Here is a 19,805-nt window from a genome sequence, read left to right as displayed (position 1 = left end):
AGCCTCCTTGATGACTATAAGTAGCGATTCATCACTGTACGTAGTCGTTTCTTTCCGGCGTCTATCGGGTCGAAACCGCGCTGTCATGACCGGAATCGTCAAGGACGCAATATGACCGACGACGACGTTGTGCCGCCTGACACGTCATGCTTGGAGGCGTGGATTTGCCGGCTCTTCCAGCCGACGCGACCGATCCCATGTGACCGAATTACGGCCCTATGTCCAATAAGCGCAGTAAGTCTTCTGCCGTGAACCTCTGGTACGAACCCCGCGGCATGGAAGTAGAGGTCATCGTGCTCGACCAGCGCCCACGCTTCCGCTTCACGCAGACCGTGCGCGCCCGCCCTACCTGCCCGCCAACTCGGATTCGCTCGCGCAACCGCCGGGCCGCGATGCTACGCAACCGAGCGCCCCGCGAGTTAGCCGGCGACGTCCGCGTAGTGGCAGGCGGCCTGCGCCCCGGGGACGGCCGGCAGGACGTCGAGCGGCTCCGAGCGGCACTTGCCGTCGACCCCGGCCTCGGCCGCCTTGCCGGAGGCGAGCACCTGGCAGCGGGCGTGGAAGCGGCATCCGCCGGGGATCCTGGTCGGGTCGGGCGGCTCGCCGGTCAGCACCACCCGTTCGGGCGACTCCGGCAACACCGACATGAGCGCCTGCGTGTACGGGTGGCGCGGCGCGGTCAGCACCTGCTCCACGGGCCCCGACTCGACGATCCTGCCGAGGTACATGACCGCGACCCGGTCGGCGATGTTCCAGGCAAGCCCCAGGTCGTGGGTGACGACCAGCGCCGACAGGCCGAGGTCCGCCCTCAGTTTGAGCATCAGGGCGAGGATCTCGCCTCGTACGGAGGCGTCCAGCGACGCGACCGGCTCGTCGGCGACCAGTACGTGCGGGTTGAGCGCGAGGGCGCCGGCGATCACCACGCGCTGCCGCTGGCCGCCGGAGAGCTCGTGCGGGTAGCGCAGGAAGAACCGCTCGGGCGGCCGCAGCCCGGCTCTGGACAGCGCCGTGGCGACGGCGGTCTCCTCGTCGGCCAGGCCGTGGATGCGCGGCCCCTCCGCCACGGCCTCGTAGACGGTGTGCCGGGGGTTGAGCGAGCCCGTCGGGTCCTGCAGGACGAGCTGCACCTGCCTGCGGTAGGCCTTGAGCGCCTTGGAGCCGTAGTCGAGCGCCGTGCCGCCGTAGCGGACCTCGCCGGAGGTGGGCCGTTCGAGGCCGAGCAGGGTGCGGGCCAGCGTGGTCTTGCCGCAGCCGGACTCGCCGACCAGGGCCACGATCTCGCCCTCGCCGATCGACAGGTTGACGCCGTCGACCGCGCGGGCGCGGCGGCCGCGCGCGACGAACTCGACGTGCAGGTCGCGGGCCTCCAGCAGGTTCTGCCCCGCGGTCGAGACCTTCTCCTTCGTGGCCTGCGTCTCCGTCATGAGGCCTCCTCCTTCGCCCTGACGTGTACGCAGGCGGCCGTGCGGCGCTCGCCGGCCGGCCACAACTCCACGTCGAGGGTGGCGCACTCGTCGAGCGCGACCGGGCAGCGTGGGTGGAACGAGCAGCCGGTCGGGAGCTGCATCGGGTCCGGCGGGTCGCCGCCGAGGCCCTTCGGCGCGAGCCGCGCGGCCGGGTCGCCCACCGTCGGGAACGCCGCCGCCAGCGCCTTGCTGTAGGGGTGCTTGGCGTCGTGGAACACCTCGCCTGACGGGCCCTGCTCGACGATGCGGCCCGCGTACATGACCGCGAGCCGGTCGCACACGTCGGCCAGGACGGACAGGTCGTGCGAGATCATGATGAGCGAGATGCCGTTCTCGGCGACCAGGTCCTTGATCAGGGTGAGCACCTGGGCCTGCACCATGACGTCGAGCGCGGTGGTCGGCTCGTCGGCGATGATCAGGCGGGGCGAGCAGGCAAGGGCCATCGCGATCATCACGCGCTGCCGCTGGCCGCCCGACAGCTCGTGCGGGTAGCTGCGGGCCCGCCAGGTGGGCAGGCCGACCTGGTCGAGCAGCTCGGCCACGCGCTTGCGGGCCGCCTCGGGCCTGGCCTGGCCGTGGACCAGCAGCGGCTCGGCGACCTGGTCGCCGATCTTGCGCACGGGGTTGAGCCCGTGCTGCGCGCCCTGGAACACGATCGAGGCCTCGGCCCAGCGTACGGCGCGCATGCGTCCCCACTTCATGGTGAGCACGTCCTCGCCGTCGAGCAGGATCCGGCCACCGACGCGCGCGTCCCGCGGCAGCAGCCGCAGCAGCGCCATGGCCAGCGTCGACTTGCCGGACCCCGACTCGCCGGCGACTCCGAGCGCCGCTCCGGAGTCGAGCGTCAGCGACACACCGCGTACGGCCGGCACCTCGCCGGAGGCGATGCGGTAGGTCACCGAGAGGTCGTCGAGTTCGAGCAGGCCGGCCCTGGATTCGCTCCGCTCGCTCACGAGGCCCTCCTCAGCCGGGGGTTGAGCACGGCCTCCAGAGCCCGGCCGACCAGGGTGAACGCCATGACGACGGCGAGGATGGCCAGGCCGGGGATGAGGATGTACCACCAGGCGCCCTCGTTGGCCGCGCCGAAGTCGTACGAGCCGCGAAGCATGGTCCCCCACGAGGTCTTGTTGGCGCTGGCGCCGAGGAAGGCCAGCGTCGACTCGGTCACGATGGCGCTGGCCACCTCCAGCGTGGTGCTGGCCAGCAGCAGCGGCGCCACGTTGGGCAGCACGTGGCGGGTGGTGATGTGCCAGTGGCCGGCTCCGAGCGCCTTGGAGCGCTCGATGTACGGCCTGGACTCCACGGCCAGCGTCTGGGCCCTGATCAGCCGGGCGGTCGACGGCCAGGTGGTGATGCCGATGGCCATGATGATCGTGAAGGTGCTGCCGCCCAGGATGGCCGCCAGCACCAGGGCGGTAACCAGCGAGGGCAGGACGAGGAACCAGTCGGTGACGCGCATGAGCACGGCGCCGAGCCAGCCGCGGAAGTGCCCGGCGGCGATGCCGACGACCATGCCGATCACGATGCTCAGCAGGGCGGCGAGGAAGCCGATGAGCAGCGACGTGCGCGAGCCCCACCAGACCATCAGCAGGATCGAGCGGCCCGACTCGTCGGTGCCGAACGGGAACGCCAGGCTGGGCGCGTCGAAGTCGTCGCCGGTGGTGTCGACGACGCTGGTCACGCTCTGGTCGATGAACAGCGGCGCGATCAGCGCGAGCACCACGGCGGCGACGAGCACGGCCACGCCGGCGACGCCGGCCCGGTGGCCGCGGAAGTCGGCCCAGAAGCGGCTCAGCGCCTGCCGCCTGCGGGTCGTGGCGACACTGGTCATGCCGACCTCACTCTCGGGTCGAGCATGTGGTAGACCACGTCGGCCAGCGTGTTCATGACGATCACCGCCACCGTGATCAGCAGGAACGTGCCCTGCATGAGCGTGAAGTCGGGCACGCTGATCGCTTCGTAGAACAGCTGGCCGAGCCCCGGCCAGGTGTAGATCGTCTCGACGGTGACCGCGCCGCCGACCACGAACCCGACGCGCATGAACACCAGCGTCACCGTGGGCAGCAGGGCGTTGGGGACGGCGTGGCGGCGGCGTACGTCGTCGTCGCGCAGCCCTTTGGCCCTGGCCACGGTCACGTAGTCCTGGCTGACCTCCTCCAGCAGCGACGAGCGCATGACCAGGAGGTATTGGGCGTAGACCACGGCGACCAGCGTCAGGCACGGGAGCACCATGTGGGAGGCCACGTCGAGCACGTAGGCGAACCCGTCGGGGGCGTCGACGCTCTCGATGCCGCGAAACGGGAAGATGCCGGGGATCGGCCCGATGCCCACCCCGAAGACCATCATGAGCAGCAGCCCGAGCCAGAACGTCGGCACCGACCACAGCAGCAGCGACGTGCCGGTGGAGAAGCGGTCGAACGTGCTGCCGCTGCGCCAGCCGGCCCGCGTGCCCTGCCAGATGCCGAGGCTGACCGCGATGACCAGGCCCGTTCCCGCGAGCAGCAGGGTAGGGCCGAGCCGCTCGCCGATCAGGTCGAGGACGGGCCGCTTGTACTCGTACGACATGCCGAGGTCGAGGCGGAGCGTGTCGCCGACGAAGTCGAAGAACTGCTGGATCAGCGGCTTGTCCAGGCCGAGCCGGCTGCGTTCGAGGTCGAGCTGGGCCGGGGTCATGTTGCGCCCCTGCGCCAGGCTGCGCACGGGGTCGCCGGGCAACATCCGGAACAGGAAGAACGTGCCGACGATCACCATGGCGATGCTGAACAGCGCCCCACCGGCCTTCGACAGCGCGTAGCGCAGCGTGCCGCTGCGGGTGGAGCGCCCGTCACCAGGGCCCGCCGCCTGCGCGGCGGCGGGCTCTGCTGCTTCGAGCGGAGTTGTCATTCGCGCTCGTCTGCGACGCTCTTGCGCCGCCTGCTCAGGAGGAATCCGCCCAGTCCGATGACCACCACGGCGCCGACGATACCGGCGATGATGCCGGTGTTCGACCCGCCGCCGTCACCGCTCGCTCCGCTCGCCGCCGCGGCCTTGACGTCGACGGTGTAGAACGGCCAGTAGCTGCTGCCGCCGTACAGCAGGCCCTTGTCCTCGGGGATGGGGGTGATGCTGGTGATGCGGTCCTTGCGGTAGCCCTCGAGGTCGTTCGTGTAGTAGAGAGCGATGACCGGGGCGTCGGTGTAGAGGCGCTCCTGCATCTGCTTGATGATCTCGGCCCGCTTGGGCCGATCGAGCTCCTTCTGCTGGTCCTTGTAGAGCTTCTCGAAGGTCTCGTCGCAGTAGAACGACTCGGTGCCGCCGCCCTCGCCGTCCTTGGTGGGCCGGCGCGAGCACAGGTGCGTGGCCAGGACCTCTTCGGGGTCGGGGTTGACCGACCAGCCGCTGATCGCGATGTCGAACAGGCCGGTGTAGCCCGTCTCCTCCGTGAACTTGCTGGATTCGAGCTTCTTGGTGGTCAGCGTGATGCCGATCTCCTTGAAGAAGCCGGTCAGGTATTCGGCGAGCTTGTCCTCGAGCGGGGTGTCGGTGTGGATGCTGAAGCGGAACTCCAGCTTGCGGTCACCGTCGGGCATCGTGCGGACGCCGTCGGCGCCCTTCTTGTAGCCGGCGTCGTCGAGGATCTGGTTGGCCTTGGCCGGATCGTAGGTGACCTTGGTGTCGCCGGTGGCCTCCCAGAAGAAGTCCTTGTACATCGGCGGCACGATCGAGCCGTCGGCGCGCTTGGCCAGGCCGTCCCACACCTCGTCGACCAGCTTCTGCTTGTCGATGGCGTAGTGCAGCGCCTGGCGCACCTTGACGTCCTTCAGCGCGGGGTGGCCGTCGCCGAGGGGCTTGTCGTCGGTCGTGGTGGCGCCGTGGTTGATCTGCAGGTAGCTCGCCCGCCGGCCGTCGGTGTTCCACGCCTCGATGTTGGGGTCGCTCTGGATGGCCTTGAACTCGGGCGGGTCCAGCCGGCCGATCAGGTCGATCTCGCCCTTCTGCAGCGCGGCGATCGCGGCCTGCGGGTTGTCGTAGAAGATGACCTGCAGCTCGTCGACCTTGGCCTTGCCCCGCCAGTAGTTGGGGTTGGCCTGCAGCTTGACGTACTGGTCCTTCTTGTGTTCGGTCGCGAAGTACGGGCCGCTGCTCACCGTGGGGTACTTCTCGGCGTCGTAGTCGGCCATGTCGGTGACCGACTCCCAGACGTGCTTGGGCACGATCGGGACCGGGTTCTCCAGCATGGACGCCTGCGGCGACTTGAGCTTGATCGTCAGCTCCTGGCCGTTGGCCGTGACGCTCTCGAAGTTCTCCACCGCCGGGCCGTTGGCGGTCTTGGCCGCCTCGTCCGTCATGATCTTGTTGAACGTCCAGGCGGCGTCCTCGGCCGTGATCGGCTGCCCGTCGGACCACTTGGCCTCACGGATCTTGAACGTCCACGTGAGGCCGTCGTCCGACGCCGACCACGACTCGGCCAGGTCGGCGCTGGGCTGGAGCGTCTTGGAGTCGGTAACCGTGAGGAAGCCGTACATCCAGCGGTGGATCGACGTGGAGACCAGGCGGACCGCCAGGAACGGGTTCATGGAGTCCATGGACTGCGTGGCGCCGACGCGAACGATCTTCTTCCCCGCCGTCGGTTCCTGAGCAAGGGCCGTCGTCGTGCCCTGACCTGCTACTAATAGCGCGACGCCCAGCGCAGCCAGGCGTGCGAACCATTTCCTCATACGTGCCTCACCTTCAGGCGGGGGGTTCCTGTGTAGAGAAAGGCACACCATACGGAGACCTCGTGTCAACGCGTGACGGAAAATTGTTTCATTCTCGTTTCATTCGGCGGTGTAAATTTTCAGCCCGCCTGGCACGCCCGTGACCTGGCATCCCACCCTATGGCGACCCGCTGGAGACGCGACCCGCATACATCCGAACCCGTCGGATAGGGGGCGGGAAAGAGCCGAAACCAAGGGGGAGATCGCATGATGCAGGGCAAGACCATCGCGTTCCTCGTCGCTCCTGAGGGAGTCGAGCAGGTCGAGCTCACCGAGCCGTGGAAGGCGGTCAAGCAGGCGGGCGGCACGCCCAGGCTGATCTCCACCGCGCCCGGCCAGATCCAGGCGTTCAACCACCTGGACAAGGCAGACACGTTCGCCGTGGACGACACGGTGGACAACGTCGACGTGGGCTCCTTCGACGGCCTCGTGCTCCCCGGCGGCGTGGCGAACCCGGACTTCCTGCGTACGGTGCCGCAGGCCGTGCAGTTCGTGCGGTCGTTCTTCGACACGGGCAAGCCGGTGGCGTCGATCTGCCACGCGCCGTGGACCCTGGTCGAGGCGGACGTCGTACGCGGCCGCACGATGACGTCCTGGCCGAGCCTGCAGACCGACCTGCGCAACGCCGGCGCCACGTGGGTGGACCAGGAGGTCGTGGTGTGCACCGACGGGCCGAACACGCTGGTCACCAGCCGCAAGCCGGACGACCTGAAGGCCTTCTGCCAGGCCGCGACCGACGCGTTCGGGTAGAGGCGCGAACTGACGCGGAGGGAGGGCGCCGGCCCTGGCGCCCTCCCTCCGCCGTCGGATGACGAGATCGAAACCCGGCCGTAACTCCTTGTCCCCTGGAGAGAAATGGTCTAGATGTAGACCAAATGGAGCGTCCTCCGTGCCCCCAGGGAGACCTCAGTGACCACTGAAGAGGATTCCAGGCGACTCGCCGAACTCGGCTACAAGCAGGAGCTGGCCCGCACCTGGAGCGGATTCTCGAACTTCGCCATCTCCTTCTCGATCATCTCCATCCTCGCCGGCTGTTTCACCACCTTCGGACAGGCCTGGAACAACGGCGGCCCCATCGCCATCTCCTGGGGCTGGCCGCTGATCTCCGTGTTCATCCTGATCATCGGCTTCTGCATGTCGGAGCTGGTGTCGGCGTACCCGACGGCGGGCGGCATCTACTGGTGGGCCGCCAAGCTGGGCAAGCCGATCCACGGCTGGTTCACCGGGTGGCTCAACCTGATCGGCCTCATCGCCGTCACCGCGTCCGTCGACTACGGCTGCGCGACGTTCCTCAACATCACCATCAACCGGCTGACCGGCGGAGCTTGGGAGGGCACGCTCCCGCAGGCGTTCCTGCTGTTCGTGATCGTCCTCGCGCTGCACGCCCTCATCAACATCTACAGCCACCGGCTCATCTCGCTGCTGCAGAACGTCTCGGTCTGGTGGCACGTCGCGGGCGCCACGATCGTCGTCGCCATCCTGATCTTCGCACCGGACGACCACCAGTCGCTCGGCTTCGTCTTCGGCGGCACGAACAACAACTCCGGCTTCGGCGCCGGCTCGGATGGGCTGCCCTTCTGGCTGTACGTGCTGCCGCTCGGCTTCCTGCTCACCCAGTACACGATCACCGGCTTCGACGCCTGCGCGCACGTGTCGGAGGAGACGCAGGGCGCGGCCAAGAGCGCGGCCCGCGGGCTGTGGCAGTCGATCTTCTACTCGGCCATCGGCGGGTGGATCCTGCTGCTGTCGTTCCTGTTCGCCGCGACGAACGTGGACGCGCTCAACGAGCAGGGCGGCTTCGTCGGCGCCATCTTCGAGACGGCGCTGTCGTCCCCGCTGGCCACGGCGATCTTCGCGATCTCCACGGTGGGCCAGTTCTTCTGCGGGATGAGCTGCGTGACGTCGATGTCGCGGATGACGTACGCGTTCGCGCGTGACGGCGCGATCCCCGGCTGGCGGCTGTGGTCGCGGGTCGACCGCAACCGCACCCCGGTCAACGCCATCCTCGGCGGCTGCGTCACCGCCGCGCTGATCACCCTGCCCGCCCTCTACGCCCCTCCCGGCCTGACCACGCCGGTCGCGTTCTACGCGGTCGTGTCGATCGCCGTCATCGGGCTCTACCTGGCGTTCCTCATCCCGATCTGGCTCCGCCTGCGCATGGGCGACGCCTTCACCCCCGGCCCGTGGACGCTCGGCAGGAAGTACAAGGCTCTGTGCTGGATCGCCTGCGTCGAGATCGTGATCGTGTCGATCTACTTCATCATGCCGTTCTCGCCCGAGGGCGTGCCCGGCAACCCGGACTTCACCTGGACGTCGGTCAACTACGCGCCGATCGCGGTGGGGGTGGTGCTGATCGGCATCGCGCTGTGGTGGGTGCTGTCGGCCCGCCACTGGTTCACGGGCCCTCGCCGCACGATCGACGAGGTCCCCGTTCCTTGAGGCCCGACGGGGGTACGGCTCCCCGCGGGCCGTACCCGCGTGCTTGCACTCTTCTAGCATCTTGTGCATGGCATCGCTTTACATCCGCGATGTCCCCGAGGCGGTCGCCGAGTCGCTGAAAGCGTCCATGCTCCACACCTGCTCGATGTGGTGGTCGGAAGCGGGCACAACGCCGACGTGCAGGTGTTTCCGCGCGCCTGACCCCCGGTCAGGAGGCCTCGAAGGCGGCGGCCACGGCCGCGCGGACGTCGCCCATCGAGGCGGCGCCCAGCTCGCGCTTGAGCGAGGTCATGTCGACGTCGGGCATCCCGCAGGCGATCGCCCAGTTCCACGGCGACAGGTCGCCGTCGACGTTGAGCGCGAACCCGTGGCTGGTGACGCCCCGGCTCTGCCGCATCCCGATGGAGACGACCTTGCGGCCGGTCGCGGCCGTCCAGACGCCGGTGAGCAGCTCGGAGCCGGGCGGCGTGTCGCGGCGCTCGGCCGGCAGGCCCAGCTTGCCCAGCGCCTCCACCATCCGCAGCTCCACCTCGCGGACGTAGTCGACGATGCCCTGGTCGTCGTCGAGCTTGACGATCAGATAGCCGACGAGCTGCCCGGGCCCGTGGTAGGTGAGCTGCCCGCCGCGCCCGGTCTCGATCACGGGGATGCCGCGCGTCGGGTCGGGCAGGTGGTCGAGCGGGGTGCGGCGGCCGACCGTGTAGACGGAGGGGTGGCTCAGCAGCCAGAGCGTGTCCGGTCGTTCGTCCCGCTGGCGCTGCCCGACCAGGTCGGTCATGCGCTCCATAGCCTTGTCGTAGTCGACGAGCTCATCCTCGATGAGCGTCAGCGGCCTTGCCCTCATGACTTCGAGGATAAGCCGCCGCCGGAGCCACGCAGCACCCGCCCCGATGGTCCAGCCTTGTAACCCTTCGGCCACTTCTCACCAAGCAGGGGTGTCAATCGACGAAGGGAGCATGGCCGGTGCGTCGCAAACAGCCGAAGATCGCCACAGATCCTGTGGCTTTCGAGGCCTTCTACCGGCGACATGTCGATGCGGTCACCCGCTTTCTCACCCGCCGCGTCGACGACCCGCACACGGTCGCCGACCTGGTGGCCGAGGTGTTCATCGCGGTCCCCCTGCTGACCGGCACCGAGACGCCCGCGTACGCCGTGAGCCAGAACACCGACGGCACGATCAGCGTCCAGATCAACGAGTTCAGGGACGCCGACCGGCTGGAACGCGACCTGAAGGAGGCGGGCGTCTCCGCCGACGTCAGCTACGTGCCGTTCGGCAAGCAGTGCGAGCCGGGCCGCGGGGAGGTCGTCGGCGGGGAACCGTCCAGCATCGAGGAGTTCCGCGACTCCGTCGGCTACAAGGCCGCCCGCGTCCGGACCGGCGGGATGGACATCGATCCGCGCCACGTCGGCCAGGGCCAGACCCTGGTGATGGAGTTCTCCGAGAACAAGGAGGGCGCCGGGATGGTTACGGCCCGGCGCGGGCCGCCGCCCGGCTCCGATCGGAGCCGGGCGGCGGCGCACGTGGCCGGCCGCGCGCCGAACCTGATCACGCGGGCCGACAGGTCAGGCCGGCTGGGCGTACGCACGCGCCGACGGCGTCCGGCAGCCGACGATCGCCGGCGCCTCGTGGACCAGTTCGTCGTTGACGAGCGCCTCCACCATGAACAGGGCGAAGTCCACCCGGCGGGTGAGGTTGCTCTCGAGAACCGGGTCACCGACATGCCGGCTCCACACCGGCAGCCCCTGGCTCTCACCCTCTTCCAGATCGCTGCCCCGCACGACGGTCCAGCGGGTGCCACTGGCGAACACCCGGCGGCACGCCTCCACCTGGTCGTTGATGTCCACGGCCCGAGCCAGCCTGCCGAGCCAGCCGAAGATCTTGACGAACGCCCGGAACGTGAGCCCGTACACGTCCTGTCCGTCGCGCGTGATGTGCCACCCGCACGAGAAGACCAGCCGCGCTGCCGCGGGCGCGTGATCCATGACCGCCTGGGCGGTCCCGGTCGAGTATCCCTTGACCCCCCAGGGAACCAGCACCGTCAGCACCCCGTCGCACCCGGCGACCGCGCGCCTGATGACCTCGCGGTCGTCCGTCGCTCCCGGGACGACGGTGATGCGCCCCGCGAACTCCTCGAGTTTCCCGACGCTCTTCCCGCGGCACACGCCCACCACCTCGTATCCGCGGTCCAGGGCGTGCCGGACCATGTACCGTCCGAGCTTCCCGGAAGCCCCGACGATGCAGACCTTCATGGCGCGCCTGTCGCCGGCGCCCGCAGATCCTTCGCGTGCGTCCATGACCTCCCTTTCGCCGCGGGTACGGCGCCGCCCTCAGAACGATGCCCAACCGCGAGCCCGGATTCTTACACCTGTAAGGTATGGCTCGGACGCTATCCTTACGCGCGTAAGGCAGTCAAGCCCGGCGTCGAAGACGTCAGGAAATATCGGGAGATTCGCACATGCCATCGCGCCCCCGCCGGCCACGGACGACTCGGACCCCGCTCAGCAAGGAGCGCGTCCTGGAAGCCGCCGTGCACGTGGCCGACGAGAAGGGCGTCGCCTCGGTCACCATGCGCAAGGTGGCCGAGCACCTCAAGGTCGAGGCCATGTCGCTCTATCACCACGTGGCCAACAAGGACGAGATTCTCGACGGAATCGTCGACCTGGTCTTCAGCGAGATCGAGTTGCCCGCCGGCGATGTCGACTGGAAGACCGCCATGCGCCGGCGCGCGATCTCCGCCCGCCACGTGCTCTCGCGTCATCCCTGGGCCCTGGGGCTGATGGACTCGCGGCGCAATCCCGGCCCCTCGACGTTGCGGCACCACGACTCGGTGATCGGCGCTCTGCGCGCGGCGGGCTTCCCGATCGCGATGGCGGCTCACGCGTTCTCCGCCCTCGACAGCTACATCTACGGGTTCGTCCTGCAGGAGTCGAGCCTGCCGTTCAGCACCCCCGAAGAGCTCGGGGACGTGGCGGAGACGATCGGCCGGCAGATGCCCGCGGGCGTCTATCCGCACCTCGCCGAGATGCTCGCGGACCACGCCCTTCAGCCGGGCTACGCGTACGCGGACGAGTTCGGCTTCGGGCTCGACCTGATACTCGACGGCCTCGAGAGGATCCCCGACCGCGGCCGGGGCGGTTTCACCGGCCCACCGTCCAGACGGGCAACGGACAGTGAGCCGGGATCGTCAGCGCCTAAGCCGCCCGGTAGCCCTTCGGCTCCTCGGGAACGAGGATCCACATCGCCACGTAGACCACCCAGAGCGGCCCCGGGATGAGCGAGAGCAGCAGCCAGAGGATCCGGACGAGGGTGGGAGGAAGGCCCATCTTGTCGGCGAGACCGCCGCAGACGCCGGCCAGAATCCTGTGCTCTCTTGAGCGGTACATGCTGTGCCTCCGTGTGGTTACGACCTACCCGTACAACGACCGACCGGCCCGACGGACTCCCGTCAGGAACCCTGAGAAAACCCTGTAAGGGTCAGCCACTCCTGAGCCATGCCCAGATGCCGGCTGGTCAGGCCCCGGATCGGGTCCACGTGGATGAGCAGGAAGTCGGCCAGCCCCTGACGGACCCTGAGGTACTCCTCGTCCTCTGCCCACACCTGGTCGTCGAACCACACGAACGGCCGCCGGCCGGCGTAGGCGGCCACGTGCGGGGTCTTGAACATCTCGCCGTGCTCGCTCGGCGGGTCGGAGGTCAGCGGGATGACGGGGAGCGAGGGCAGGCCGATCCTGGGCGCGATCCAGTCGTTGGCGTGCTGCTCCCACGTGGTCGCCCACACCAGCTCGGACCCGGTGGCGATGGCCAGGTCGAGCAGCCTGCGACCGTGCCTGGGGTTGAGGTGCACGGTGTAGACCTCGCCGCCGATCGTGCACCGGTAGCGCCGGTAGTCGGGCGTCGGCCGGCCCATCGGGTTGAGCACGCCGTCGACGTCGAGCAGCAGCAGCGGCTTCACAGCAGGGCTCCGGCCCGATGTTCCTGCGGGCTGACGCCGTGGACGCGCTTGAACGCCGCGCTCAGCGCGAACGGGCTGCCGTAACCGACCTTCCTGGCGACCGAGCCGATCGTGGTGTCGGGCTCGCGCAGCAGGTCGGCGGCCAGGGCCAGGCGCCAGCCGGTGAGGAAGGCCATCGGCGGCTCGCCGACCAGCTCGGTGAAGCGCCTGGCCAGCGACGCCCTGGACACGCCCACCTCGGCGGCCAGCGCGGCCACCGTCCAGGGACGGGCGGGGTCGTTGTGCATCATCCGCATGGCCCGGCCCACCACCGGGTCGCTCATGGCGCGGAACCAGCCGGGCGCCTCGTGGGTGGCGAACCAGGCCCGCAACACCGCGATGAGCAGCACGTCGAGCAGCCGGTCGAGCACGGCCTCCTGGCCGGGCTCGTCCTTGACGATCTCGTCGGTGAGCAGCGGGATGATCGGGCCGCCAGGTTGCACGATCAGCCGGGGCAGCGCTTCGAGCAGCCGCCTGCTGACCGCGCCCTCCAGGTTGTAGGTGCCGGTCAGCAGGACGGTGCCGCCGTCGGGGTCGTTGCCCCACGTGCGCACGCCCAGGTCCATCGTCCCGGTGAGCGGCCGTCCGTCGGGTGTCGCGCAGTGCTGGCCGGGGTGGATGACGACCTGCGGCTCGGTGCCGGGATGGTCGGCCACGGTGTACGGCTCCGGCCCGCGGGTGACCGCGACCTCGCCCGGCGGCAGGCGTACCGGTGCGCGCCCGTCGAGCGCGATCCACGACTCGCCCGACACCTGGGCGATCACCGACAGCGGGGCCTCGTCCTGGATGCGCAGCGCCCAGGGCGGAGCGAGGACCGAGCGGAGCAGGAAGGCGCCGCGGGCACGCGGGCCGTCGAGAAGCGCCGCGAGCTGGTCCATGGGTCAGACGATCGCATAGGGGATTGCGCTTCTCAACCGCGGCCGGTCGTATGGATATCGTCAGCGGGTTGCCTTGGCCGGGTCCCAGCCGGGCCGGGGCACCGAGTCGAGCAGCAGCCTGGTGTAGGGGTGCTCGGGCTCGGCCAGCACCCGCGCGACCGGCCCCCGCTCGACCACCACCCCCCGGTGCAGGACGAGCGTGTCGTCGCAGAGGTGGCGCACCACGGCCAGGTCGTGGCTGACGAACAGCAGGGCGACGCCCGAGTCGCGGCGCACCCGGGCGAGGAGCTCGAGGATCTGCGCCTGGATCGACACGTCCAGCGCGGCCACCGCCTCGTCCAGTACCAGCACCGACGGCTCGACCGCCAGGGCTCTGGCGATGGCCAGGCGCTGGCGCTGGCCGCCGCTGAGCTGGTGGGGCCGCGCCCCGGCCTCGCGGGCGCCCAGCCCGACCTGGTCGAGCAGCTCGCCGGCGCGTGAGAGCTCCTTGCCGTGCAGCCTGAGCGCGGTGCGCAGGCACTCGGCCGCGGTGAGCCTGGGATCGAGCGAGACGTACGGGTCCTGGAACACCATCTGGATCTCGCGGGCCCTGCGCAGCCTGGCGGCCCTGCCGCGCTCCCTGACGGTGCGGGCCCTGCCGGCCACGGTGATCGTGCCCGAGTCGGGGGTGACCAGGCCGACGAGCATGCGGGCGATCGTGGTCTTGCCCGAACCCGACTCCCCCACCAGGCCGAGCGAGCCGCCCGCGGCCAGCTCGAAGGAGACGTCGGCGGCGGCCACCGCGCCGTCGAACGACTTGCACAGGGCGTGTACGGCGAGCATGTCAGACCTCCACCAGCCGGCAGGCGGCCGAGCCGCCGGGCACGGTCACGGGCCGCGGCCGCCACTCCTCGCAGGCGCCGGTGGCGTGCGGGCACCGGGGCGCGAAGGGGCAGCCGGTGAACGCGTCGTCCAGCGAGGGCGGCCGGCCGGGGATCGGGCGGATCGGGCGGGGGTCGTCGAGCTCGGGCGTGCAGGCCAGCAGCCCCGCGGTGTACGGGTGGCGCGGGTCCTCGAACAGTTCCTTGGCCGGCCGCGACTCGACCAGCGTGCCCGCGTACAGCACGTGCACCCGGTCGCAGAAGGCGGCGGCCAGGTGCAGGTCGTGGGTGATGAACAACATGCCGAGCTCCCTCTCGGCCTGCACCCGGCGCAGCAGCGCGAGCGTCTCGGCCTGGGTGGTGACGTCGAGCGCGCTGGTCGCCTCGTCGGCCAGGAGCAGCGCCGGGTCGGCGGCCAGCGCGGCGGCGATGACCACGCGCTGCAACATGCCGCCCGACAGCTCGTGCGGGTACTGCCGCATGTGCCGTTCGGGCTCGCGCAGGCCGACCGCGGCCAGCAGCTCCAGCGCCCGCGCGCGGGCCTCCGCCTTGGGCCGGCCCAGCGTGAACACCATGCGCTCGGTGAGGAAGTCGCCGATCCTGCGGACCGGGTTGAGCGACGAGCGCGGATCCTGGTAGATCATCGACACCTGCGTGGCGCGCAGGTCGCGCAGCGCGCCTGGCTCCATCGTGAGCACGTCGTCGCCCGCGACCAGCACCCGCCCCGACACCGTCGAGTGCCGGGGCAGCAGGCGCAGCACCGAGCGGGCGAGAGTGGACTTGCCGGAGCCGGACTCGCCGACCAGGCCCACGATCTCGCCCCGGCCGACGGTGAGCGAGACGTCGCCGAGGATCGGCCGCCGTCCGCCCGCCTCGATCGTCAGCCCTTCGACGGAAAGCACCATCACGCCCCCCTCACGCCCATGCGGTCGGCCAGGCGCACGCCGATCACGTTGAACGACACGACCACGAGCGCGATGGCCGCGCCCGGCACCAGCACCGGCAGGAACGCCCCCTGCACGATCGCCGGCTGCCCCTCCTTGACCATCAGCCCCCAGTCGGAGGACGGCGGCTGCGCCCCGAACCCGAGGAAGCTCAGCGTGGCCAGGCTCATCAGTCCCTCCCCGAACAGCACGACCAGGTAGCCGACGATAGAGCGCGCCATGTTGGGCACCAGGTGCCGCACGCAGATCGTGAAGCCGCCCATGCCCTGCACCCGGTAGGCGTCGATGTACGGCTTGGCGCATTCGCCCAGCGCGACGCTCCTGGTGTAGCGGGCGATCGTCGGCGTGTAGGCCAGGCCGAGCGCGATGACGGCCGTGGTCATCCCGTTGCCGAACACGGCCACGATCAGCACGACGAACAGCAGCCCGGGGAAGGCGTACATGACGTCGGTCAGCCTGGCCACGACGGTGTCGACCCAGCCGCGGTGCCAGGCGGCCAGCGTGCCGAGCGCGACGCCGAGGACCGAGGCGATGGCGAGCAGCAGCAGCGGGCCGATGAGCGAGGTGCGGGCGCCGTACATGACCCTGCTGAGCAGGTCGCGGCCCGACTGGTCGGCGCCCAGCGGGTGTCCGGGCGACATCGGCGCGAGCGTGGCGGCGAAGTCGACCGCGTCGGGCTCGTACGGCGCCACCACCGGCGCCAGCAGGGCCGCCGCGACGACCAGCCCGAGGAAGGCGCCGGCCAGCCAGTAGCCGAGGGGTCGCGCGGGCCCGGGCGAGAGCGTGGAGACGACGGTCGTCATGCCCGCCTCCTCACCCTGGGGTCGATGAGCGGCTGCAGCAGCTCGACGAGCGTGGTCACCACGATGTACGCGGCGACCATGAACAACATCACCGCCTGGGTCACGGGGAAGTCGTGCGTGTTGATCGCCTTGACCAGGAGCGAGCCGATCCCGTTGAGGCTGAACGCGGTCTCGACGACCACGGTGCCCGCCAGCATGCCGGCGGTGACCAGCCCGCACATGGTCACGATCGGGCCGAGCGCGCCGCGCAGGACGTGCCTGGTGACGATCAGCCGCTCGGCCAGCCCCGACGCGCGGGCCACGGTCACGTGGTCGAGCTCGCGCTGCTCGACCATGGCCTGCCTGGTCACCCGGCTGATGATGGCCAGCGCGCCCAGCGCGAGCGTCACGGCGGGCAGCGTCAGGTGCCACAGCGACCCGCCGCCCATGACGGGGAACCAGCCGAGCTGCACGCCGAACAGCGAGATCAGCACGGCGGCGGTGACGAACGACGGCACCGAGGTGGCCAGCGTGGTGCCGGCGACGACGGCGGAGTCGGCGCGGCCGCCGCGGACCGCCGCCAGCACCCCGAGGGCGACGCCGAACACCACGAACAACACCGACGCGTACGCCACCAGCCCGAGCGTGCTCGGCAGCCGGGCCAGCATCAGGTCGAAGACCTGGTCGTTGTACTGCATCGAGCGCCCGAGGTCGCCTGTCACGGCGTCGCCCAGCCACCGCGCGTACTGCACCAGGAACGGGTCGTCCAGGTGGTACTGAGCGCGGATGGCGGCCAGGTATTCGGGTGTCAGGTTCTCCTTGCCGCCCGCCAGGAACGTGACCGGGTCACCGGGCGCCGCGTACGACGCCCCGAAGATCACGAAAGAGGTGGCGAGCAGCGTGGCGACCAGCCCGGCCAGCTTGCGGACCGCCACGGCTCAGCCCTTGGCCCCGAGGTCGGCCGCCCACGGGTAGCTCATGTGCACCTGCGAGGCGGGCGGCCCGGTGACCTTGCCGCCGAGCACGACCGCGTTGGGCACCTCGACCAGCGAGATCCACACCATGTCGGCGGTGAAGCGGCGCTGCAGCTCGATGACGTCCTTGGCGCGGGCCGCGTCGTCGGTGGTCTCCAGCGCCGCGGCCACGAGCTCGTCGTACTCGGGGGAGCTGAACTTGACCCAGTTGTTCGCCGAGCCGGTCAGCCCGTTGTCGTAGAAGCCGATCGGGTCGGACTTGGTGATGTACCAGTCGTCGGGCACCAGATCGACCTGGGCGCGCAGCGACTCGTCGGTGTAGAAGCTGCCGAACTCGGACGCGGGCACGGTCTTGATCTGCGCGGTGAGCCCGATCTTCTTCGCCGCGTCGACCACCGCGTTGGCGATGACCGTGCGGGACTGCTCGCCGTTGGTGGCCACGATGATCGGCTCCTTGGGCGAGCCCGCCTCCTGCACGAGCTTCTTGGCCTCGTCGAGCCGCGGCTTGTCCGGCGCCCCCTGCAACTGGTCGTAGGCCGCCTGGAACGCCTCCTTCTCGTACGACCAGGCTCCGGCCCCGACCGGCACCTTCCACGGCCTGGCCAGCCCGGCGAAGCCCGACTTGGCGATGCCCGCGCGGTCGATCGCCAGCGACATCGCCCGGCGGATCTTCGGGTCCTTCATCACGCCGCGGTCGGTGGGCAACAACACGTACACCCGCGTGGTGGCGCCGTAGGAGACGGTGACCGCCTGGTTGGCCTGCAGCGCGACCGCGGGCCCCGTGTCGGACAGGTAGGCCCCCTGCGCCTCGCCGGTGACCAGGCTGTTGACCAGCGCCGTGTCCTCGGCCCACTTGAAGGTGATGCTCTTGGTGAGCGGCTTGACGTCCTTGTTCCAGTACGCGTCGTGGCGGGTGATCGTGAGGTGGCTGCCCGACTTCCACTCCGCCACCTCGTACGGCCCGCTGCAGGCGTCCTCGTGGCCCGGCGTGCCGAACTCCTCGCCCTGCTTCTCGACGGCCTCCTTGTTCAGCACGATGCCGGCGCCGCCCGCGATGGCCTGGTCGAACAGCGAGTTGGGCTTCTTGAACGCGATCGTGACCTCGTGGTCGCCGGTCTTGCTGACGGAGTCGACGTCCTCGAACTCGTCGGACTCGTCCATGCCCTCGCCGGCGTGCCGCTTGAGGCTCCACACGACGTCGTCGGCGGTGACCGGCGAGCCGTCGTGGAACGTGGCGTCCCGGCGCAGCGTGAGCACCATGGTCTTGGGGTCGGGCCGCTCGGCCTTCTCCGCCAGCCAGGGTTTGACCGTCATGTCGGGCTGGGTCTGCATGAGGCGCTCGCAGACGTTCGCCATGATCGTGCGGTTGTTGGTGCCGCCGTCGGTGTCGAGGTCGAGGGTGCCCGGCTCCTCGTCGATCAGCCAGACGGCGGAGTCGAGCGGGCCTGCCGCCTTGGCCGTGCGGTCGACCAGGGTGAGCTTGGCCGGGTCGGGTGGCTTGGTGGTCGCGGCGGGGCCGCCGCAGGCCGCGGTGAGACCGATGAGCCCTAGGAGGGCGAGCGTCTTCTTCACGGGGTCACTTCTCCATGCGGTCCGTCGTAGAGGTTCCAGGGCACGCGCTCGTACTCGTGGTCGCAGGGCGTGCCCGCCGCGATCAGGTAGTCGCCGGTGGTGAGGTCGACACAGCTCGACAGCAGGGTCGCCCACCGTCTCACGGCGGGCTGGGCGGGGTCGGGGTGGGTGCAGAGGGATTCGGGGTAGCCGAGGTGGTCGGACATGGCGAGCCTGATGCGCTTGCGTGCCTCGTCGGTGCCGGACGCCTCGGCCACGGCCCGCAGCCCGCCTTCGGCTCTCGGCACCCGGAACAGCGAGTCGGCCGAGCCCGGCCGGTAGGAGGCGGCCAGTTGCGGCGGCACGAACGCCTGGTAGTGGTTGCCGTGGACGAGCAGCCCGTCGGTCGGGTACATCCAGCCGACCGCTCCCGGGGTGGTTTCCAGGTCGATCGCGAAGCCCTCGCGATGGGTGACGAGCGCGTTGCTCGCGATGTGGGCCCGCGGCTTGGTCAGCGCCTCCAGCGCGGCGTTGAGGTTGTCGCTGTCGAGCACCCTGCGCCTGATCAGCGTCTGCGGCACGCCCACCGAGTCGTCGAAGCGCCCCCCGAGCCCGTTGGCGTTGAGCGCGATGCCCGCCGAGTTGGCCCCCTGCCGCCCGACCTGCCCCGCCTCCACGTGCATGATCACCGTCGGCTTGCCCGGCTGGACCACCCTGAGCACCATCAGCGTGCCGGACACCCCGTCGCGCCAGTCCCAGTTCTGGCCCGCGTAGACGTGGCCGTCGCCCGCGGCCTCGCCCATCAGCGCGAACGACGTGCAGCCGTCGGGCTCCATGGAACTGAACGTGGTGTCGTAGATGATCTCGCCGCGCGCGTTGAGCGCCAGGACGTCGAGGAAGTCGACCCCCGCGCCCTCGGCGATGCCCTCCATCTCCTCGACCAGGTCCGGCGCGAACGCCCTGCTCGGCTCCACCCAGCGGGCCGCGCGCTGCACGACCTGCTCCCATGTCAGTCCGCTGGAGTGCCCGAACGCCTCGGCGTAGTAGGTCATCGCACGCTGGACGCGATCACGGGCCTGCTCGCCGTACTGGCGTCCCCGCTCGCGCGGAGCGCCGGAGATCTCGACGAGGGGCAGGGAAGTGAGGCTCAATGGTGCTCCTTGGACCGACCGGCCTGTAACGT

General features: G+C 70.0%; 20 protein-coding genes. 3 read left to right on the top strand and 17 right to left on the bottom strand.

The window, feature by feature from the left end; genetic code table 11:
• Nucleotides 1–419: 419 nt before the first annotated feature.
• From E1292_RS06685 to E1292_RS06665, 5 genes are read right to left on the bottom strand one after another with little or no spacing between them, the layout of a single operon-like run.
• Complete coding sequence (locus E1292_RS06685; RefSeq protein ID WP_132593068.1) at nt 420–1,424, bottom strand: ABC transporter ATP-binding protein; 1,005 nt, start codon at nt 1,422–1,424, stop codon at nt 420–422.
• Nucleotides 1,421–2,419 (bottom strand): ABC transporter ATP-binding protein, encoded by a 999-nt coding sequence (locus E1292_RS06680; protein ID WP_132593066.1) that lies wholly within the window; start codon nt 2,417–2,419, stop codon nt 1,421–1,423. Before E1292_RS06680 ends, E1292_RS06685 begins: the two co-directional genes overlap by 4 nt.
• The gene (locus E1292_RS06675) at nt 2,416–3,297 is read right to left on the bottom strand and encodes an ABC transporter permease (RefSeq protein ID WP_132593064.1); all 882 of its coding nucleotides are present in this window, start codon (nt 3,295–3,297) and stop codon (nt 2,416–2,418) included. Before E1292_RS06675 ends, E1292_RS06680 begins: the two co-directional genes overlap by 4 nt.
• Nucleotides 3,294–4,349 (bottom strand): ABC transporter permease, encoded by a 1,056-nt coding sequence (locus E1292_RS06670; protein ID WP_132593062.1) that lies wholly within the window; start codon nt 4,347–4,349, stop codon nt 3,294–3,296. The genes E1292_RS06675 and E1292_RS06670 overlap by 4 nt, the downstream gene beginning before the upstream one ends.
• Nucleotides 4,346–6,163, bottom strand: a complete 1,818-nt coding sequence (locus tag E1292_RS06665) for an ABC transporter substrate-binding protein (RefSeq protein ID WP_132593060.1) — start codon at nt 6,161–6,163, stop codon at nt 4,346–4,348. The genes E1292_RS06670 and E1292_RS06665 overlap by 4 nt, the downstream gene beginning before the upstream one ends.
• Before the next feature lie 246 nt (nt 6,164–6,409).
• Between E1292_RS06665 and E1292_RS06660 the strand changes: the two genes are divergently transcribed.
• Together E1292_RS06660 and E1292_RS06655 are read left to right on the top strand one after the other, a co-directional pair.
• Nucleotides 6,410–6,952, top strand: a complete 543-nt coding sequence (locus tag E1292_RS06660; protein ID WP_132593058.1) for a type 1 glutamine amidotransferase domain-containing protein — start codon at nt 6,410–6,412, stop codon at nt 6,950–6,952.
• A 159-nt stretch (nt 6,953–7,111) separates the two neighbouring features.
• Nucleotides 7,112–8,641, top strand: coding sequence for an amino acid permease (locus tag E1292_RS06655; RefSeq protein WP_132593056.1), 1,530 nt, complete (start codon nt 7,112–7,114; stop codon nt 8,639–8,641).
• A 208-nt stretch (nt 8,642–8,849) separates the two neighbouring features.
• On the opposite strand, the gene lipB is transcribed toward E1292_RS06655, so the two are convergent.
• The 3 genes from lipB to E1292_RS06640 form a co-directional block, all read right to left on the bottom strand.
• On the bottom strand, nt 8,850–9,485 hold the full coding sequence (lipB, locus tag E1292_RS06650; protein WP_132593054.1) for a lipoyl(octanoyl) transferase LipB: 636 nt from the start codon (nt 9,483–9,485) through the stop codon (nt 8,850–8,852).
• A complete protein-coding gene (locus tag E1292_RS52195; protein ID WP_181958195.1) occupies nt 9,482–10,045 on the bottom strand; it encodes a hypothetical protein in 564 nt (187 codons plus the stop codon). The genes lipB and E1292_RS52195 overlap by 4 nt, the downstream gene beginning before the upstream one ends.
• A gap of 159 nt (nt 10,046–10,204) precedes the next feature.
• Nucleotides 10,205–10,936, bottom strand: coding sequence for an NAD(P)-dependent oxidoreductase (locus tag E1292_RS06640; RefSeq protein ID WP_220446696.1), 732 nt, complete (start codon nt 10,934–10,936; stop codon nt 10,205–10,207).
• A 161-nt stretch (nt 10,937–11,097) separates the two neighbouring features.
• Here E1292_RS06640 and E1292_RS06635 point away from each other — a divergent pair, with 161 nt between their 5' ends.
• Nucleotides 11,098–11,916, top strand: coding sequence for a TetR/AcrR family transcriptional regulator C-terminal domain-containing protein (locus E1292_RS06635; protein ID WP_181958194.1), 819 nt, complete (start codon nt 11,098–11,100; stop codon nt 11,914–11,916).
• Here E1292_RS06635 and E1292_RS06630 read toward each other — a convergent pair.
• The 9 genes from E1292_RS06630 to E1292_RS06590 all read right to left on the bottom strand — a co-directional run bounded on the left by E1292_RS06630 (nt 11,834) and on the right by E1292_RS06590 (nt 19,773).
• Nucleotides 11,834–12,025 carry a PspC domain-containing protein gene (locus E1292_RS06630; protein ID WP_106243857.1) on the bottom strand — a complete coding sequence of 64 codons (192 nt, stop codon included), beginning with the start codon at nt 12,023–12,025 and terminating at the stop codon, nt 11,834–11,836. The genes E1292_RS06635 and E1292_RS06630 overlap by 83 nt on opposite strands.
• Nucleotides 12,026–12,087: 62 nt before the next feature.
• Nucleotides 12,088–12,594 (bottom strand): HAD domain-containing protein, encoded by a 507-nt coding sequence (locus E1292_RS06625; RefSeq protein ID WP_165974421.1) that lies wholly within the window; start codon nt 12,592–12,594, stop codon nt 12,088–12,090.
• Entirely contained in the window at nt 12,591–13,511 is a 921-nt protein-coding gene (locus tag E1292_RS06620; protein ID WP_132593052.1) for an AraC family transcriptional regulator, read from the bottom strand. The genes E1292_RS06625 and E1292_RS06620 overlap by 4 nt, the downstream gene beginning before the upstream one ends.
• Nucleotides 13,512–13,571: 60 nt before the next feature.
• Nucleotides 13,572–14,333, bottom strand: a complete 762-nt coding sequence (locus E1292_RS06615; protein WP_132593050.1) for an ABC transporter ATP-binding protein — start codon at nt 14,331–14,333, stop codon at nt 13,572–13,574.
• Between the two features lies 1 nt (nt 14,334).
• Entirely contained in the window at nt 14,335–15,276 is a 942-nt protein-coding gene (locus E1292_RS06610; RefSeq protein WP_132593048.1) for an ABC transporter ATP-binding protein, read from the bottom strand.
• Complete coding sequence (locus E1292_RS06605; RefSeq protein WP_132593046.1) at nt 15,276–16,118, bottom strand: ABC transporter permease; 843 nt, start codon at nt 16,116–16,118, stop codon at nt 15,276–15,278. The genes E1292_RS06610 and E1292_RS06605 overlap by 1 nt, the downstream gene beginning before the upstream one ends.
• Nucleotides 16,115–17,032 carry an ABC transporter permease gene (locus E1292_RS06600; RefSeq protein WP_220446695.1) on the bottom strand — a complete coding sequence of 306 codons (918 nt, stop codon included), beginning with the start codon at nt 17,030–17,032 and terminating at the stop codon, nt 16,115–16,117. Before E1292_RS06600 ends, E1292_RS06605 begins: the two co-directional genes overlap by 4 nt.
• 3 nt (nt 17,033–17,035) lie before the next feature.
• Complete coding sequence (locus E1292_RS06595) at nt 17,036–18,643, bottom strand: ABC transporter substrate-binding protein (RefSeq protein ID WP_132593044.1); 1,608 nt, start codon at nt 18,641–18,643, stop codon at nt 17,036–17,038.
• Nucleotides 18,640–19,773, bottom strand: coding sequence for a C45 family autoproteolytic acyltransferase/hydrolase (locus tag E1292_RS06590; RefSeq protein WP_246089962.1), 1,134 nt, complete (start codon nt 19,771–19,773; stop codon nt 18,640–18,642). Before E1292_RS06590 ends, E1292_RS06595 begins: the two co-directional genes overlap by 4 nt.
• Between the last annotated feature and the right edge of the window lie 32 nt (nt 19,774–19,805).

It is taken from the genome of Nonomuraea deserti, assembly GCF_004348685.1.
Lineage (GTDB): Bacteria > Actinomycetota > Actinomycetes > Streptosporangiales > Streptosporangiaceae > Nonomuraea > Nonomuraea deserti.
This window is presented reverse-complemented; position numbering and strand designations above follow the sequence as displayed.

Coding starts and splice junctions, on each gene's coding strand:
- E1292_RS06685 (WP_132593068.1), bottom strand. CDS start 1,424: ATGACGGAGACGCAGGCCACGAAGGAGAAGGTCTCGACCGCGGGGCAG.
- E1292_RS06675 (WP_132593064.1), bottom strand. CDS start 3,297: ATGACCAGTGTCGCCACGACCCGCAGGCGGCAGGCGCTGAGCCGCTTC.
- E1292_RS06670 (WP_132593062.1), bottom strand. CDS start 4,349: ATGACAACTCCGCTCGAAGCAGCAGAGCCCGCCGCCGCGCAGGCGGCG.
- E1292_RS06665 (WP_132593060.1), bottom strand. CDS start 6,163: ATGAGGAAATGGTTCGCACGCCTGGCTGCGCTGGGCGTCGCGCTATTA.
- E1292_RS06660 (WP_132593058.1), top strand. CDS start 6,410: ATGATGCAGGGCAAGACCATCGCGTTCCTCGTCGCTCCTGAGGGAGTC.
- lipB (WP_132593054.1), bottom strand. CDS start 9,485: ATGAGGGCAAGGCCGCTGACGCTCATCGAGGATGAGCTCGTCGACTAC.
- E1292_RS06640 (WP_220446696.1), bottom strand. CDS start 10,936: ATGGACGCACGCGAAGGATCTGCGGGCGCCGGCGACAGGCGCGCCATG.
- E1292_RS06635 (WP_181958194.1), top strand. CDS start 11,098: ATGCCATCGCGCCCCCGCCGGCCACGGACGACTCGGACCCCGCTCAGC.
- E1292_RS06630 (WP_106243857.1), bottom strand. CDS start 12,025: ATGTACCGCTCAAGAGAGCACAGGATTCTGGCCGGCGTCTGCGGCGGT.
- E1292_RS06620 (WP_132593052.1), bottom strand. CDS start 13,511: ATGGACCAGCTCGCGGCGCTTCTCGACGGCCCGCGTGCCCGCGGCGCC.
- E1292_RS06615 (WP_132593050.1), bottom strand. CDS start 14,333: ATGCTCGCCGTACACGCCCTGTGCAAGTCGTTCGACGGCGCGGTGGCC.
- E1292_RS06610 (WP_132593048.1), bottom strand. CDS start 15,276: ATGGTGCTTTCCGTCGAAGGGCTGACGATCGAGGCGGGCGGACGGCGG.
- E1292_RS06605 (WP_132593046.1), bottom strand. CDS start 16,118: ATGACGACCGTCGTCTCCACGCTCTCGCCCGGGCCCGCGCGACCCCTC.